Source organism: Arthrobacter sp. 24S4-2, assembly GCF_005280255.1.
In the GTDB taxonomy this organism is placed as follows: Bacteria; Actinomycetota; Actinomycetes; order Actinomycetales; family Micrococcaceae; genus Arthrobacter.
This window is the reverse complement of the sequence record NZ_CP040018.1, coordinates 2,789,658-2,805,125: the sequence shown is the minus strand read 5'-3', so window position 1 is coordinate 2,805,125 and position 15,468 is coordinate 2,789,658. Positions and strand designations below refer to the sequence as shown.

Annotated in this window: 14 protein-coding genes and 1 pseudogene; 2 read left to right on the top strand and 13 right to left on the bottom strand. The window is 61.2% G+C overall.

Annotated elements, in window-relative coordinates:
- Nucleotides 1–76: 76 nt before the first annotated feature.
- The 6 genes and pseudogenes from FCN77_RS12885 to FCN77_RS12860 form a co-directional block, all read right to left on the bottom strand.
- Nucleotides 77–283, bottom strand: a pseudogene (locus FCN77_RS12885) (NADP-dependent phosphogluconate dehydrogenase); the annotation flags it as partial.
- 382 nt (nt 284–665) lie between these two features.
- Nucleotides 666–2,207, bottom strand: a complete 1,542-nt coding sequence (locus FCN77_RS12880; protein WP_137322574.1) for an aromatic amino acid ammonia-lyase — start codon at nt 2,205–2,207, stop codon at nt 666–668.
- Between the two features lie 150 nt (nt 2,208–2,357).
- Entirely contained in the window at nt 2,358–2,786 is a 429-nt protein-coding gene (locus FCN77_RS12875; protein ID WP_137322573.1) for a heme-binding protein, read from the bottom strand.
- Nucleotides 2,787–2,911: 125 nt separating this feature from the next.
- On the bottom strand, nt 2,912–4,138 hold the full coding sequence (locus FCN77_RS12870; RefSeq protein WP_217496141.1) for an MFS transporter: 1,227 nt from the start codon (nt 4,136–4,138) through the stop codon (nt 2,912–2,914).
- A gap of 256 nt (nt 4,139–4,394) precedes the next feature.
- A complete protein-coding gene (locus tag FCN77_RS12865; RefSeq protein WP_137322571.1) occupies nt 4,395–4,769 on the bottom strand; it encodes a hypothetical protein in 375 nt (124 codons plus the stop codon).
- Nucleotides 4,770–5,175: 406 nt separating this feature from the next.
- The gene (locus FCN77_RS12860) at nt 5,176–5,988 is read right to left on the bottom strand and encodes a hypothetical protein (protein ID WP_137322570.1); all 813 of its coding nucleotides are present in this window, start codon (nt 5,986–5,988) and stop codon (nt 5,176–5,178) included.
- A gap of 138 nt (nt 5,989–6,126) precedes the next feature.
- On the opposite strand from FCN77_RS12860, the gene FCN77_RS12855 reads away from it, so the two are divergent.
- Entirely contained in the window at nt 6,127–7,029 is a 903-nt protein-coding gene (locus FCN77_RS12855; RefSeq protein ID WP_175417248.1) for a LysR family transcriptional regulator, read from the top strand.
- Nucleotides 7,030–7,271: 242 nt separating this feature from the next.
- On the opposite strand, the gene FCN77_RS12850 is transcribed toward FCN77_RS12855, so the two are convergent.
- Nucleotides 7,272–8,417, bottom strand: a complete 1,146-nt coding sequence (locus tag FCN77_RS12850) for a tyrosine-type recombinase/integrase (protein ID WP_137322568.1) — start codon at nt 8,415–8,417, stop codon at nt 7,272–7,274.
- A gap of 210 nt (nt 8,418–8,627) precedes the next feature.
- Here FCN77_RS12850 and FCN77_RS12845 point away from each other — a divergent pair, with 210 nt between their 5' ends.
- Nucleotides 8,628–9,665, top strand: a complete 1,038-nt coding sequence (locus FCN77_RS12845) for a transposase (protein ID WP_254678545.1) — start codon at nt 8,628–8,630, stop codon at nt 9,663–9,665.
- On the opposite strand, the gene FCN77_RS12840 is transcribed toward FCN77_RS12845, so the two are convergent.
- The 6 genes from FCN77_RS12840 to FCN77_RS12815 all read right to left on the bottom strand — a co-directional run bounded on the left by FCN77_RS12840 (nt 9,617) and on the right by FCN77_RS12815 (nt 15,266).
- Entirely contained in the window at nt 9,617–10,567 is a 951-nt protein-coding gene (locus FCN77_RS12840) for an IS1595 family transposase (protein WP_137322286.1), read from the bottom strand. The genes FCN77_RS12845 and FCN77_RS12840 overlap by 49 nt on opposite strands.
- Nucleotides 10,568–10,783: 216 nt before the next feature.
- Nucleotides 10,784–11,338 carry an AAA family ATPase gene (locus FCN77_RS12835; protein WP_137322567.1) on the bottom strand — a complete coding sequence of 185 codons (555 nt, stop codon included), beginning with the start codon at nt 11,336–11,338 and terminating at the stop codon, nt 10,784–10,786.
- 246 nt (nt 11,339–11,584) lie between these two features.
- Nucleotides 11,585–12,244, bottom strand: coding sequence for a hypothetical protein (locus FCN77_RS12830; protein ID WP_137322566.1), 660 nt, complete (start codon nt 12,242–12,244; stop codon nt 11,585–11,587).
- Entirely contained in the window at nt 12,241–12,576 is a 336-nt protein-coding gene (locus FCN77_RS12825) for a PadR family transcriptional regulator (RefSeq protein ID WP_137322565.1), read from the bottom strand. Before FCN77_RS12825 ends, FCN77_RS12830 begins: the two co-directional genes overlap by 4 nt.
- Before the next feature lie 453 nt (nt 12,577–13,029).
- The gene (locus FCN77_RS12820) at nt 13,030–13,521 is read right to left on the bottom strand and encodes a hypothetical protein (protein ID WP_137322564.1); all 492 of its coding nucleotides are present in this window, start codon (nt 13,519–13,521) and stop codon (nt 13,030–13,032) included.
- A 389-nt stretch (nt 13,522–13,910) separates the two neighbouring features.
- Nucleotides 13,911–15,266, bottom strand: coding sequence for an LCP family protein (locus tag FCN77_RS12815; RefSeq protein WP_137322563.1), 1,356 nt, complete (start codon nt 15,264–15,266; stop codon nt 13,911–13,913).
- Nucleotides 15,267–15,468: the final 202 nt, after the last annotated feature.

The following is a 15,468-nucleotide window of genomic DNA, read 5'->3' as shown; positions in this document are numbered from 1 at the left end:
ATTGGGTCTCTTCAGGCGCCTGGATACTGCCTCGGAGATTTCTCCAGCCGGGACTGTAAAGGGCCCAGTTCTTCTGCTAAAGGGCGTCCACAGCCTCGATCTCGGACTTGTCCTCGCCCCAGAGGGTGTGGAACGTGCCTTCGGTATCGATGCGGCCGTAGGTGTGGGCGCCGAAGATGTCACGCTGGCCCTGGATCACGGCGGCCGGGAGTCGCTTGCGGCGCAGGCCGTCATATTAGGCCAGCTAGGAGGAGAACACCGGTACCGGGATGCCGAGCCGGACTACCGCTATTTATCTCGTGGCGGGTCACGAGAATTCCCTGACGGCGGTCGCGTGTGGCCAACCGCCCGGCGGCCGCGGCGGCCGCGTCAAGCTGCTTCTCGATGTCTGCACGGCTGTTGACTGTGAGTGTGATGACCGGCTCCGGGACGGAGCGAGACATATGGGTCCTTCGATGTTCAATGGACAAACGAATATTTTCTGACCGAATTCCGGGTCTTGATACCTTGCGCAAGAGCCAATCTGGGCGGACAGCAGATAAGTAAACGTTGGAAGGCACAAACGGTTCGATTGGCTCCGGTGAGGACCCTTCCCCGCGCACAACGAGCCGCGGGGAATGGTTTAGTGTATCTATCCGCAATTTCCGGCACTCAAGCCGGTGATCTCAGGAGAGAAAACGGGCCACCGACGGCCGGTTTTGGTGGGCGCTGACTGATACGGCGGTGGTAGCTGCTGAATGCGCAGGCACCAGATGTTTGACCGGACTGAGAACCAGGCGGCTTGCTGCGTCGATGTCGGGTCGGAGATCTCTGTCCTGGAAGGCTGCTGGAAGGGAGAAGCCCGCTTCCAGCATCTTTCGGAACGTGGGGTTAGTAAATTCCTCTGGTGATCTGTCCTGCAGTCGAAGAGCACGGGAGGAGCAAATGAATTCGATGGCCACGAGTGTTGTCATGGCACGGATAGTTGATTCAAGTCGGGATGTGGCCACGGGAGCGAAACTCGCATCATCTTCGGCACCAAGGGACACTGCGATAGTTTGTTGGCTCGCGGGGGCACCCGCGCGGATCGTGGCCGCTGCCGCTGCCGCGACAAATTCCAGCATCATGACGCCTGATTGTCCTTTGTCGTCACCGGCCAGGAACCTGTTGAGGTTCGTGTATTCCGGGTCGCATAACAGGCTGATTCGTCGAATGACCGTGGCGCACGCTGCGCCAAGGGCGAGCTGGACAGCGTCGACTCTCTTGGTCAGGATGGTCATCTCGAAGAGACCGTGATGAGCGACGTCGTTTGTCCCGTCCGCAACGGATCCATAGACCAACGGATTTTCCTGTCCGGCGACCACCAGATGCTCAAGAGTTGCCTTTAATGCATTGAGGTCCTCGGAAACGGAGCCAATCACCAGTGGCAAGGTGCGCAGGCAATATGGATCTTGAATCCGGGCAGGACGTCCATGGCCTTCAACGAGTGCTCTCAACGAGCGGGCCGCCTCCGTTATTTCGACAGAATCCGCAGCTCGACCGACTTCCTCACTGAATGCCTCGGGGTTTCCGGACAGGGCCACAAAAGACAGGGCGCTGACGGACCGCAGATTCTCGAATACCGTCGCCAACTTAAGATACGCCAGAGTCGCCTGCCCGATCGTGAGTGCGTTGGAGCTGAGGAAGGGCAGCGCGTTTTCGACTGCCCAGCTCTCTATTAAGGATGGGATCTCGGAACAGTTCGCGGTTTTCCGTTCGCCCATGAGCGTCAACGCTGTCCCGGCCAGTGCCGGTAAATCCCCGGTTCCTATGCCACCGAATTCCCGCACTTCGGGCAGAGAATCTGCATTGATCATTGCCACCAGAGCGTCCGCGACGCCAGGATCGATGCCTGAATATCCGGCAGCAAGCTGGGATAGCCTGACCACCAGCATTGCCCGAACAACCTCTGGTTCAAGAGTTCTCCCGGCATCCACCGCGTGACTTCGCAGGAGATTGAGCCCGTGATTTTTGGTGCTTTCGGCAGTCTGGTCCAGTGGGATCGAACGGTTGGCGCCGACTCCGGTTGAGCGTCCGTAGAAAGGACGTGCGGATGCGGTTGCTGCTGCTGCCCGCTGTGATTCCTGCATCCGTACCCGCGCTGACGGTGCGATTGCGATCTGAACACCGCCGCGTGCTACGGCTGCGATGTGATTTAGGTCTAAAGTTTTGCCATCGATTTCAATCAAAGCTGGTCCTTCCGTCGTTACCTTGGCGGGAACGGGAGTCGGTTCGGAAATAGTCAGCGCCAACGACCCTGTAGTGGCTGGGAGGGGGCCCACTGGATGCAGTCAGGGGGTACCCTGGGGGTACCCCCTGACCGTGGTCGAACGTGAAGGTCAGCCTTCGAGCCCGGAAACCCCGGCTTCAGCCACGTGCTGATCCTGGTCGCCGGATCCTCCGCTTACGCCGATGGCGCCGACGATGCGACCGGCGCGGCGCACGGGTATGCCACCGGCGAAGATGATGATCCGACCCTGATTGCTCGCGTGGATGCCGAAGAACTGTTCCTGGGGCTGAGCGTTATCGCCCAGGTCTTTGGTCTGGATGTCGAAGGCCCGGGCGGTGAAGGCTTTGTTGATCGCGATGTCGACGCTTCCAAGCCACGCATTGTCCATCCGCACATGTGTAACCAGGTTTCCGCCGGCATCAACGACAGCGATGTTCATGGGCTGACCAATTTGTTCGGCCCGTTTTTCCGCCGCGGCGATTACCTGTCGCGCATCTGCAAGGTTCAAGATATTTCCTTTGTTTAGCAGTTGCCTCATGACCAGCATTCGTTGCCTGAGGTTATGTTTTTGGTTTCTTTTTGATCTGTAGCGTGTTTATGAGATCCGAGATTCAAAGCTGCTGATGGTAATTTCTCGTTCTTCAATGATTCGAACTTCGTGATCTAAACGAGGTGTTCTGTTTTTGTTTCGGGCGCCCACAGGACGGTTACGATCAGACCCACCAGGAGCACTCCGGCCAGCCAGAACATCGATCCGGGAATGCCCCACGCGTCGAGTGTCAAAGGCAGGACAAAGGTGCCGATTGCGGCCGCGATCCGGCTCGCCGCATTGAGCAAACCGACTCCGGAAGCGCGCAGCCGGGTGGGGTACAACTCTGGCGGATACACTTGTGTAATGTTTGAGCCCGCCGACATCACGAACGTGTAGATAACGAACGGAATCATCACTACGAGGGGCGACGTGTCGCCCAGGACGCCTAAAGCGACCAGGGATGTAATTAGAATGATGAACGTCCAGATGGTGAATGTCCGGCGTGACATTTTCTGAATGTACCAGAGACCGACTATACCGCCGGCTAGAAGGAACAAGTTGATTATCAGATTCTGAAGATCGTAGTCTTCGATTTTCAGGCTATTCAGTATCGTCGGAACGAAGGTGTATATCGCGAAATACGGGAGCACCAGAGCGCCGAAGAATATGATCCCGAAGGCGGTTCTCTTGCGCATTCCTGGGCCGAAAAGTTCACGATAACGCAACGGATGGGATTCGACGTCGTATTCGGTTGAATTTAGGTCTGCGTTGAGATACCTGCGCACGATGGCCCGTGCCTCGTCCACCCGCCCGCGACTGATCAGCCACCCCGGTGACTCCGGAGTTCCGATGCGGACGATAAGTACGAGGAGTGCGGGGAGGGCGCCGCTGGCAAGGAGCCAGCGCCACGTGTCGGGTCCGAAATCGATGTAGGCCCCCATGACGTTGGCCACTACATAGCCAACGGTCCACAGAACGGTCAACGACGCCAGCATGAACCCCCGCTGTTTTCTCGGAGCGAATTCGGAAAGCAGTGTGGGCCCTACTGCGTAGTCGGCACCAAGTCCGAATCCGATGATGAGGCGCAGGACAATGAGAGTCTCGATGTTCGGTGCCCAGAACTGAAGCGCGGAGACCACAGCGATCAGTGCGAAATTGATCACGTATACACGCTGTCGGCCGATGAGGTCACTGACGGGGCCCAGGATAAGGCTGCCGAAGAAGAGGCCAATCAGCGCTGAGCTGGCGAGCATTCCCTCGGAGAACCCGTCGAGCCCCATTTGCAGCGTGAGGGCAGGCAAGACCGCACCGATGATTCCCAGTGCGAATCCGTCCGAGAAGTTGGCGCCGAAGGTCATGGCCGTGATCTTCAGGTGAAACTTGTTGAAGGGGACATCGTCCAGCGTTGGACGAAGGGACTCTTTATTTAGTGGACTAGACATATCGTCCTTAGCGTTCGAAGAAGTGACGCAGGGCAGGAGCTGTTCAGATGGGGCCCGAAACGGAACGTGTCCCCATAATCGAGTGCTAATTCGATGTGCTCGCGCAGCATCAGGGAATCAAAACAGCGTGGATTCGGGATTTCACGAGGATTTCGTACAGGGCGGGCCGCCATCACAAGGGTTGTTGCGCAGGGGGAATGCACACGAAGTCAGGAACGAATTTGACGCCGACAAACCCCATCGCGAGGACTTCTTTGGCTCTCGCGGTTTTCTCTGCAAGCTGGCTTAGATCGGCAACGATGCCTTTGCGGTGTTTTTTGGCGGCCTTGATGGCCTCGGCTATGCACGAATCCGCAGCCGCCCCCGGGAGGCAGACAAGATCCGCGCCCGCGGTGAACATTGCCTGTGCCTGTTCTGCTTCACAGACGTTGTTCGTTGCATGTGCCAAGACGACTTTGTCCGGGTAATGCGCTTTAAGCACAGTCATGGCGGAGCGCGACATCACGGAGGAGCGTGGGAAGGGGATTTCGACGATGTGAGCATCCATGTTCAGCGGGACCTCCGTGGCTAGTGGCGACAGCGAATATCTTCTGCGTTACATCTGCCCAATGGCATAAGCGAAAAGCCGCCCTGTCTTGGGTGAATCGGTTACCGCGATGGAGAGTGCGGAGCGGAACTTGTTTTCCTGACGTGGCAGCCGGGGAGTATCCAGCACCAGCTGGCCCCTCCCCGGCTCCGTGTCCGTGTCCGTGTCCGTGGTCAGTCTCGCGTGGTGTCCGCGGCGGGCCCGCACGCACGACATCCGTCGCAGCAGACGCTTCGCAGCGGCAGATTGGCCTCAAACTGTCGCGTATGCGGGTCCGGCATTGCACTCAGGGAGGATGCGGCCTTCTCCGAAGCCTCCGAATTGGAAGCCCCACAGGTGGGCTGTGGCCTCGTCGACATCAGCTTTTTCACGCTGACCGGCCATAGAAGAGCTGCTGGGTCAAGGTGTTGAGTTTGTCGTTTGGCTTTTCTGAATACGCGAGTACGGCGTTGATACGCAGCTGCCCGCCGGTGACCGGAGTGACTCGGTGCATCGAGTATTGTCCACGGAACATGCTGAGGGTTCCAGGTTCGCTGCTGAGCTTGATTCGTCCTTCGTCGGATCCGTTAATCCTCTCCGCGACACCGGCTTTGTTCTCGTCTTCTGAAGAGCGCAACCTGTGGAAGTACTGGTACTCGCCTCCTTCGGCGGATGGCTGGAGCATGAGCGTTACCGCGAAGGGTGAACGGTCGAAGTGCCACCCCAGTTCGTCACCGTCTTCAAACATCATCAGGGAGCATGCGCCCAGCGGATCGGCATACCGGTACAGCTGGTCAGCCTCCATGGCCTGTCCAATGAAGTTCGTGAGTCCATCCCACTCATAAGCGATGCGCAACGGCGACTGGGCATCGATGAGATCCCACGCTACGGCTTTTTTGGATGAGTGCTGCAGCAAGGATGACGGGTCCGTCGAGGGCGCGTCATGATCAGGGGCTTCGAAATAGACGTTGTGGGTGTTGTCGGTCTTGTAAGCCTGTCCCTGCTTGCTCACGGACTCGGCCACAAGTTTTTCAATGGCGTCCTGCTTAAGAAGACCAGGCAGCTGGCAGGCGCCCTCGAACCGAAGAGCGGCACGGCAGGACTCCACAAGCAGCTGCCCCCGAGGGCTATCCAGGCGATCCAGAGGATAACGATCCAGATCCAGGATGTCTCCGATGGCGGTAGCGGTCAGTGTATTCACTCGATGTACTCCTTCTTCAATGGCTGTGACTTGCGTTACTTCAGAAGGATGACATGCATCACATCATAAGATCCAACAACTGTTTCATCTACTAACCATTACGAGCCCTAATATAGTGGGGTGATGGAGACAAGATCCTTGAAGGACATCGAATTAAGGCACCTCATCGCCTTTACGGAAGTGGCGCGAACCCGTTCCTTCACTGCGGCAGCCGAGTCCATGGGGTTCACCCAGTCAGCTATGAGTCAGCAGATACGCCGCCTGGAGCGTGTTCTCGGGCACCGGCTCATTGACCGCTCCGGAGGGCGCACGGTCACGCTCACGGAGGCGGGGACAGTACTACTGGGGCATGCTGAAGGAATTCAATCCCGGCTGGAGTCCGCCATTGACGACCTGGCCTCGCTGACTAACGGAGACCTTGGAGTGCTTCGGATCGGTTGCTACGAAAGTGTCAGCACCCGCGTGATCCCGAAAGTGCTCAAGGAGTTCGCTCTGAGGTTTCCTCGTATTCAGGTCCTGCTAACGGAGTCCGACGACGATGATGAGCTTCTCAGAATGGTCGAAACCGGAGACCTGCACATGACATTCATTGTGTTTCCACTGATCGACGGACCATTCGAGGCCGCTACGCTTCTAGAGGATCCCCTGGTATTGGTCGTCCCTGAAAACTCCACCATTTGCGAAGAGCAATCCGAAGTCTCTGTTGATGACCTGTCAGGCATGCCCCTGATCGCTTACGGAAAGATGCGGCCCGAACACCAACTTGAGACACGGTTGGGGCGCCCCCACCTGAGCAAGCAAGTCATATTTCGGAGTAACCACAACGAGACCATCCTCAGCCTGGTAGCAGAGGGATACGCTCCTGCCATCCTTACTTGCCTCTCGGTCGACCCGCTCCGTCCCGGTCTAAGATCCTTGCCCATAACTGACGTGAACCCACGGATTATCGGCATGGCATGGCACCAACAACGTCCGCGCGCGGCTGCGGCCCTGGCATTCGTGGACATCGCCTCGGAAGTAGCGAGACAAATACGGACATAATAAAATGCTGCCGGCGTCCGACATGGCTACGGAGCCCACTCCTCCCAGAGAAGGGGGATGTGCCGATGTTCGAGGTCGTGCGCGCGGGCGCGTGCGAGTTTGAGAGGTGAGTGCAAGGGGGCACAGACATCTGGCTGGCCCGTACTCGTGTGCGCCATGGCGAGGTCGGGCGAGGAGCGGGCAGTGGTTCGTGAATGCCCAACTCATGATCGACGTCGGCATCCAGTCTCCTTCCTGCCACATCAACGCGAGGCCGAGGCTGTCGTGGCCAGATCCTGATGGCGAAGGACCTGGCTGATCGCCACCACGCCGGCGACCCTGCGGAGCAGCTCACCGGCAAGGGCGTGCCTGAGCTGGTGCGGTCCAACCTTGGGCAGACCGGCGCGTCTGCATGCGAGCTCAACAACATCGCCGACCAGATCAGCACGGATCGGGCCGCGGGGAGCCCTGCAGGTCAGGAACACGTGAACGGCATCCGCAGGGTTCCGGCCAGAGGACAGGTAGGCCACCAAGGCTTCGCCGACTTCGGCCGGCAACGGCAACCGATCTTGCCGGCGCGCCTTGCCGCGGATCACCAGTTCGCCGGACCGCCAGCCCACGTCACGCAGCTCCAGACGCGCAATCTCGATGGACCGCAACCCCAGCCGGGACACCAGCATCACTATCGCGAAGTCCCTGACACCCACCAACGTGCCGCGGTCGACGCTGTCGAGCAACAGCTGGACATCCGCCGCAGACATCCCAGGAGGGGGCAGGGTCGCGAAACGCCATCCGCCCACCGCAGGAACTGACGCCCCCAGACTCAGCCCGGCGATGCCCTGCAGGTAGAGAAACCGCAGGATCGAACGCAGCTCTGCCACCAGGCCCTTCGCCGACCCGGCCGACACCCGAGCGAATTCCCGCAGCAGGAACGCATTGATGTCCGCGCCGGTCAGAGCATCCGGAGCGAACACGCCACCGGACGATGACTCATCTCGAAAGCGATGTGCAGCGTTCTTATAACGCGGCACCGTGATTGGAGCAAGACCCCGCTCCTGGATCAGCCACGATCGATACTGAGTGAGCAGCGCACTCAACGGCGTCAGCAAAGGCGCGACCTCAGGGGCAACGCCAATCTCGCGCAGATAGCGCAAGAGTGGAACCAACGCGCGAGGGCCCGGGTTCCTGCTCCCGCCAAGCCCTCGCCGGGCCGAAAGGAACGCTGCCATCCGTTCCTCGTTGAGATTCTCTGGCCTCAGCCCTTCGGCTGAAAGCCACAGGCCGACCTGTCCCAAGTCCTTCAGCATGTTCACGATCGTGCCCGGTGTGTAGCCCCGCTGCGCCAACCAAGCCCGATAGCCCTCGACCTGCGGCCCCAGCTGGCCGGCTTTCCTTCTCGTTCCCGACACTGCACTTCGCCTCCTTCACGGAAGCACGGTTGCTCCCATGATCAGGCTCCTCGCAAGGGAACCATGCCGATACGGGAACGCCCGCCCCGACGAGAAAACCCAACACCCGCACCCGAATTACCAACCGCCCCTGGATTGCCTCGGCATAGTTGCGGGCTCGGCATAGGTCAATCTATGCGGATATCCGCATAGATTGATGAACTTGGCTACATGGAACTGGACAGGCGCGGCGCCGAAATCGCCAGGACCCTGCGCGGTGAAGGTCTGTGTGTGTTGGAGGTGAACCGCCCGAACCGGGCCGCGCGCCGGCTGAAGGGCAAATCCGATCCGTTGGACGCCTACCAAGCCGCTCAATCGGTACTCGACGGCCGGACCACAGCGATCCCGAAGGCCAAGGATGGTCCCGTGGAATGCCTGCGTATCCTGCGTGCCGGGCGCACATCGGCAGTGAAGGCCCTCACCGCGGCCATCAATCAGATCAAGGGCCTTCTCGTGTCGGCTTCGGACAACCTCCGGGCGAAATACCGGGGGCTTGGAACCTCGGCGATGATCACGGCCCTGCAGCGCTCCAGACCTTCGGGCCATATTGCTGACCCTGAGTACGTGTGTCTGCTGGCGTTGAAGGCCCTGGCCACCCGTTGCCTGTCCCTCGCGGCAGAGATAGCTGCCGCGGACGTCGCGCTCCGGGAAATCCTTGATACCTACGCGCCGATGCTCTGCGACCTCCCAGGCGTCGGGACAGAAGTGGCCAGCCAGCTCCTGGTCACCGTTGGGGACAATCCGGACCGTCTTGGGAATGAGGCCCAGTTCGCCGCCCTCGTCGGGGTTGCGCCCATACCCGCGTCCTCGGGCAAAACGACCCGTCACCGGCTCAGCAGAGGCGATGACCGCAATGCCAACCGTGCCGTGCATCAGGTGGTACTCGTGCGTATGGGCTCGTGCCAGCGGACTAAGGACTACGTGGCCAAGCGCACCGCCGAAGGCAAGAGCAAACGGGAAATCATGAGGTGTCTCAAACGCTACGCAGCCCGGGAACTCTACCGCCAGATCACCAACCCTCAGCCGGCACCAAGCAACGCCGACCTGCGCCAGATGCGCACCAAGCTCGGGATCACTATCACCACCGCAGCCCGCGAGCTCGGTCATTGGACTTCCAAAATTTCCAGTCTGGAAAGAGGCCTAGTGGGTATCCGGTTAGCTCAGGTAACGGGGTCCGATCCCGGATCGTGGGCAGTGATTTGGCGGTAGGTCGTCGGTGCTTGCGTAGTGCCGAGGCCGAGCAGGGACTGGAAGGCCGCCATGGGCGTGCCGCGCCTGTTGTAGCGGAACGTGAATTCATCCAGGTACACCTGTAGGTGTTCATTGCCTACGGAGCGGTGGGTTCCCCGCAGCCAGGTCTTGAGGTTGCTGATGGCGCGGTGCACGCGGGGAAGGACCGGGTCGGTGTCGCCGGCCTTCTTGGCAGCCCGCTGGGAGCGAGGGCGGTGGGTGTAGCCCTTTTTGGCCAAGGGGGCGTAGCCCATCCACCCGTCAGTATGCACGATGGCCCCAGGGGCCACGGTGTCCATCACGAAACCGGTCAGAGTGTCACCGGAGGCATCGTGGATCACTTTCATTCGCACCCTTCCCGAGCCCTGGCCGCGCACCTCCACTGCGACGACGACCTGCGTGGCCCGGGCTGTGAGGCTCCTGCCGCCGCGTCTGCCGATCTCAGGACCGCCGACCTCGCACTCGTCCACCTCGACCTCACCGGTCAGCAAGGTGCGTTCCGGGTTGACCATAGCCCGGCGCAGCTTGTGCAGCATGGTCCACGCCGTCTCGTACCGGGACAATCCGAGCTGTCGCTGCAGCTGCCGGGCGGAGATCCCCGGGGTACCCGTCGTCATCAGGTAGGCCGCCCAGAACCATAAATGCAGCGCTGTGTGGGTCTTGTGGAGCACAGTACCGGCCGTCAGCGAGACTTGGTAACGGCAGGCGGCGCATTCCCAAAGTCCCCGCGCCGCCAGGGGCCAGGCATACCGACCCTGACACCGCGGACACACGTAGCCGTCCGGCCAGCGGCACTCAGCCAGATAGTCCAGACACGCCTTCTCGTCACCAAACCGTGCCTGGAACTCCAGAATCGTCCGCGGAAAATCCGGTCTCGACATCTAGCCAGACTACCTGAGCTAACCGGATACCCACTAGAGGCCTTATCCGTAACGATGCACTTGCCACGAGTTACCGCCAATGGCTGATCGATGAAACAGCCAAAATACCGAGCTGATGAATATGCCAACTTGACCACTCAGACAGGCTGGTCTTTCACCAGGATTGTCCAGCCGTAGGTTCTTTCACCCAAAGACTGCTATCCCCCGAGGCTCGTCCTATTCTGGCGCAAGCGCGTAGATCAACTTCGCGTAGGTCTCCTCGATGGCTCCGTGGGTACTGTGGATGACGGTCGCGGCCAGCCGCTTTCTAAGTCCGCCGGCCAGGTCCTCGTACATAGACTCCAGCAGTTGTGAGCCACCGCCTCGTTCTACGATTGTCTTGATCTGCCCGTGCCAGGGAACGTCTTCGCCTGCGCCACGGTCCTCGAACCGCGCGACCGAATTTTCCTTCGTGTCCATGATGACAATCTCCCGAAAACCGCTGCAGGTCTCTTCGGCAGCGGATCGGAAGCTTGCAATCTCGTCATCCGCATCAAGGAACTGTGGCATGATGACGTCTCGTCCTGCGGCCAGATGGGTGACAGCCATGCTGAATGCGACGGGCCGGACTATCTCCCCGGCTGTCTGGAAGTCCTCCTGCCACCCGCCGATCAGGCAGCGCACCTGATCGATGTCCAGATTCAGGGTGCCAGGGTGGCGATCGGCAAACATCCTGGCCAAAGTTGATTTGCCGATTCCGGGCGGCCCGTTCAAAAGGATCAGATCAGCCATGGCTGGGCCTGCCCGTATGCCAGGGGCTGCAAGGTCCTACTGGTATTCGCATAGGCAACACCCTAGTCCTGCACCTGCGCACCATAGGAGCGGGCCACGCCCGACGTAGATTCCAGGCTGCAGCCCGTTCGAAAATGTCGGCGTTTGATGGGCCCTAGCCCTGGTCGCCCTTGCTCGATTTGACGCCTATAGGAGCATCAACAGAACCAACTCAACAAGGTGGGCTCAAGTCGGGCTGGCGGGCGGTTAATTGATGGCTAGGCCTCGGGGTCCGTGGGAGGTGTGTGCCTTGGCGAGTTTGACCACCAACACGATGCCGAGCACGATCGAGGCCAGGAACGCAGTCACACCGGCTGCCCCGGTGATCAGCATGACCACGAAACTCAAGGAGTCAGCCAACCCGGGCTGTCCACCGCTTTGGATACGGCTGTCGACGACGTTGAAATGCCAGTTCACCTCGATGACCCCAATAAGGAGAACCAGCGGGCAGGCCGCGGCGGTGAAGAACAGCGTCCAGGGCACGCGGCCGCTGCCCAGGGCGCTGCTCGCGGCACGGGCAAGCAGGGCGGACCCGGTCACGGCGATGACGGTCCCGAGTGCCCACAACGCCAAGGCCCCTTCCGGGAAACGGATCAGGATACCTGTGATGAAAAGGGCGATACTGACAATGACGGCGAACGCGCCGCGGACGGTGAGCTGACGCGGGGAAAAAGTGGAGGACATGAGGATCCCGTCTTTCTGTGCATTGAGCGTCGTTCGGGCAGCGCCTCGAACAACGGCGGAGGCGGACATGGAGAGTTCGTGGGCGTGGCGGGCATCGGCCAGCCACTCCTCGCGATATCGGTCACGGGACGCCGTCGGCATGAGGGCCGCGCAGAAACGGAGTACCCATTCACCGCAGTTCATGCGAGCCCCACCCCCCGCGCGAACCCCAGGCGAGGCTTACGTTGGGCACCGTGCGCAGCCTGCAGTGATGTCGCGGTGAAGGCCGCACCTTCATCCGTGAGCCGGTAGTAGCGGCGCCGGGGGCCGGAATGTCCCTGGCCTTCACCTTCAGGCACCGGTTCCCAGTTCGAGGACACAATCCCGGCGGCCTCCAGGCGCGACAGGATCGGATACACACTGCCCGCGGGTCTGCCTGAATCGCGAACCACTTTCAGGCCCCACACCTCATCCTTTGTCGCCAACACATTTAACACATCCAACATGGCCGGGGTCTTCCTCAGGGAAACGCTCATGCCCTAACTCTATACATAAACCAGGCACTATCTCTACATATAGAAGTAGCGACCTGTCCTGTGCCCGGCGCGGAGCCATGCACGGGGGTGGTCAGGCACGCGGTGTGCACCACGCAAGAAGTGGACACGGCGGCGGGCCCGCCGGCATATCGGGCGGATGCAGCGGAGGGTCGCTGAGCAGCCGGCGATGACAGCGGAACACGGCGGCGGACGGAAGCCGGGGATCAGAGACAGGCACGCGAGAGCGCCGGGAGGGCCGCGCTCGAACAACAACGCATCGCGGAGCAGTCACGCGGGCACGACGTGGACTATTCGTGTCCGGTTGCCGGCGGGTCCGCGCCGCACGGTGCCGGTACAGGGCAGCCTCTCCTCGCACGGGGCAGGCACAGGCCGAAAGCGCGTTCCTTGAGCGCTCGTTCGGGCCGCGATAGGGGACGCTGCTTGGGCAGGTGGTTAGGTGATGTCCGGGCTGCCGCGTCTGAGGGAGGTGCGTGCCTTGGTGAGTTTGACCAGCAGCGCGATGCTGAGCAGGGCTGACGTCAGGAGGGCTGTAACACCGGCCGCCCCTGTGATCGTCAGGGCCACGAACATGACAAAGTCATCGCCTAGACCGCTGTGGAAACCGGTGTATGTACCGCTGTGGACACGGTTGTCGACCGCGTTGAGATGCAGATGCGTCTCGATGACTGCCACCAGGGGAACAATCGGGCAGGCCGCGGTGGCAACGAAAAGCGTCCAGGGTGCGCGGCCGCTGCCCAGGATGCTGCTTGCGGCACGGGCAAGCAGGGTAAACCCGACGAACGCGATAAACAGCGCTATAGCCCACAATGTCAGGGCCCCTACCGAGATGCCGATCAGGCCGCTCGAGATGAAAAGGGCGAGGCTGACAATGACTGCGGACGCGCCGAGGCGGGTGAGCTGTCGTGGTGAATCATCGGAGGACATGAGTGGCCGTTCTTTCTGGGCGCTGAGTGTTGTACGGGCAGCGCCTCGAACAACGGCTAGGGGACATCGAGAGTTCGCGGGCGTGACGGGCATCGGCCAGCCACTCCTCGCGATGACGGTCACGGGACGCAGCGGGCATGAGTGTCGCGCAGCAACGAAGCACCCATTCGCCGACGTTCATCCGAGCCTCGTCTCCGCGGAACGGCCGGGCGGCGCTGACCACCGGGCGAATATCAAGCTGGGCCAACCACTGAACGGAACTCCGGCGAAAGCACGCCACCTACCGGACCACCGGACGTGGCTTTTGCGGTCAATCCTGTACGGAAACGCCCCGGCCACCGTGTCGTCCCGGTGGCGGGCCCAAGGAAGGATGCGGTTGGGTTCATGGGCTATTTGACGCAGGGAACGCCGCCGCCCTGGAGGGAACCGGTCCAGTCGGCGTAGGTGTTCTCCGGCGGACCGGCCTGGCTGCCGGCGGGTGTGCCTGCTGGCCCGTTGCCGGCACCCGCTGGCGCAGGAGTGACCGGCCCGGTCACCGGATTGCCGCCGTCGGCGGTTCCGTCGGTGGCGGCAGGGGGCTCGGTGGGGGACGGGGCTGCGGTGGTGGTGGCCGGGGGGTTGAGTAGGTCTTTGACGGTGGCCTGGACCTGGGCGATGTCCACGGTGTTGATCGATTCCCCGCCCGGGGAGGTGCCGAATCCGGTGATGGGCAAGGTGGTGAAGGAGATGTTGCCGCCGGTGACGGAGGAAGCCTGGCGGGCCAGCTGGATCAGGTCCAGCCCCGCGTCAACGACAATGTTCTTACTCACCGTGTCCAGGACCGATTGCATTTTGCCCAGGTCGGTGAACGTTCCGACCTGTTTGAGCTGGTGGGAGACTGAGGCGATGAAGGCCTGCTGGCGCCGTGCACGGTCCAGATCGGTGAAGTTGTAGGAGGAGTCGGTGGTGTCGCGGCGCTGCCGTACGAAGGCCATGGCCTGTTTCCCGTCGATCTGCTGCACTCCGGCTGTGAAGTCCGCCCCGGAGTAGGTGTCCTGGGTGGCGCGGTTCACGCAGACCGTGATGGGGGCGATGGCGCCGGCGACCTGGTAGAACGCAGCCATGGTGACCTCCACAAAATGGTCGATGTGGACGCTGCCCAGGAACCGGGTAACGGTGGCGATTTGCGCTTTCCGTCCGGCGTCCCGGGCGGTCTGGTACGTCGAGTCGTCGTCGGGCTTGCCCTGGTTGAGCAGGTCGGTTCTTGCGGCGGCCAGCCCGTAGCCGTAGGCTTCCTTGATTTTGGTGTTGAAGGTCTGTCCGGGGATTCCGGCGACCTGGACATAGTCATCGCGCGGGATCGATATGGCGGTGGCCTTGGATCCGTCGGCGGGGATATGGAGGACCATGAGCACGTTGGCGTTGTAGCCGCCGATGGTTTGGTCCCCGGCGTGGAGGGCCTCGTAGAGATCCGCTGAGAGCGGTTGTCCTTTCTCGTCAACCCGGGTGTCCAGTCCCATGATCAGGATGTTGGTGTCCTGGGTCAGCTTCGGTACAGTCTGGTCCCCGTTGAGGGCTTGGGAGCGCTGGACGTTGTCGTTGACCCGGACCGCGGTCACGGCGGCGTAGCCGGTGCCGGCCAGCAGCAGGGCCGTGCACACGGCCATGACGGTGATGATGATGCGCCGGCGCCGGTACTTGTGGCGCCTGTCCTGGTGGAGGATCTGGTCATGGAGGGACAACGGTGCGGGCCGGGGATCGTTCATGGTTATCGCATTCCTGTTGGAGCGGCACGCTGCCGGAAGACGCCGGGGTGCGGCGCACGGCAGACGTGGTGATCAGGCGTGTATCTGGCTGTTGACCGTCTGGATGGCCCGGGCTGCAGCCCCGGAACCACGGCCGGCGAAGCGTGAAAGAGGGCCGGCGGCATTTCGTCGCCCGGGGACAAGTCCCGCGGGGAAACAACGG

Excerpts from the sequence above, each read along its gene's own strand:
- FCN77_RS12875 (WP_137322573.1), bottom strand. The coding sequence starts at position 2,786 with ATGAGGCAACTGCTAAACAAAGGAAATATCTTGAACCTTGCAGATGCG.
- FCN77_RS12870 (WP_217496141.1), bottom strand. The coding sequence starts at position 4,138 with ATGACCTTCGGCGCCAACTTCTCGGACGGATTCGCACTGGGAATCATC.
- FCN77_RS12865 (WP_137322571.1), bottom strand. The coding sequence starts at position 4,769 with ATGGATGCTCACATCGTCGAAATCCCCTTCCCACGCTCCTCCGTGATG.
- FCN77_RS12845 (WP_254678545.1), top strand. The coding sequence starts at position 8,628 with ATGGAACTGGACAGGCGCGGCGCCGAAATCGCCAGGACCCTGCGCGGT.
- FCN77_RS12840 (WP_137322286.1), bottom strand. The coding sequence starts at position 10,567 with ATGTCGAGACCGGATTTTCCGCGGACGATTCTGGAGTTCCAGGCACGG.
- FCN77_RS12835 (WP_137322567.1), bottom strand. The coding sequence starts at position 11,338 with ATGGCTGATCTGATCCTTTTGAACGGGCCGCCCGGAATCGGCAAATCA.
- FCN77_RS12830 (WP_137322566.1), bottom strand. The coding sequence starts at position 12,244 with ATGAACTGCGGTGAATGGGTACTCCGTTTCTGCGCGGCCCTCATGCCG.
- FCN77_RS12825 (WP_137322565.1), bottom strand. The coding sequence starts at position 12,576 with ATGAGCGTTTCCCTGAGGAAGACCCCGGCCATGTTGGATGTGTTAAAT.
- FCN77_RS12820 (WP_137322564.1), bottom strand. The coding sequence starts at position 13,521 with ATGTCCTCCGATGATTCACCACGACAGCTCACCCGCCTCGGCGCGTCC.
- FCN77_RS12815 (WP_137322563.1), bottom strand. The coding sequence starts at position 15,266 with ATGAACGATCCCCGGCCCGCACCGTTGTCCCTCCATGACCAGATCCTC.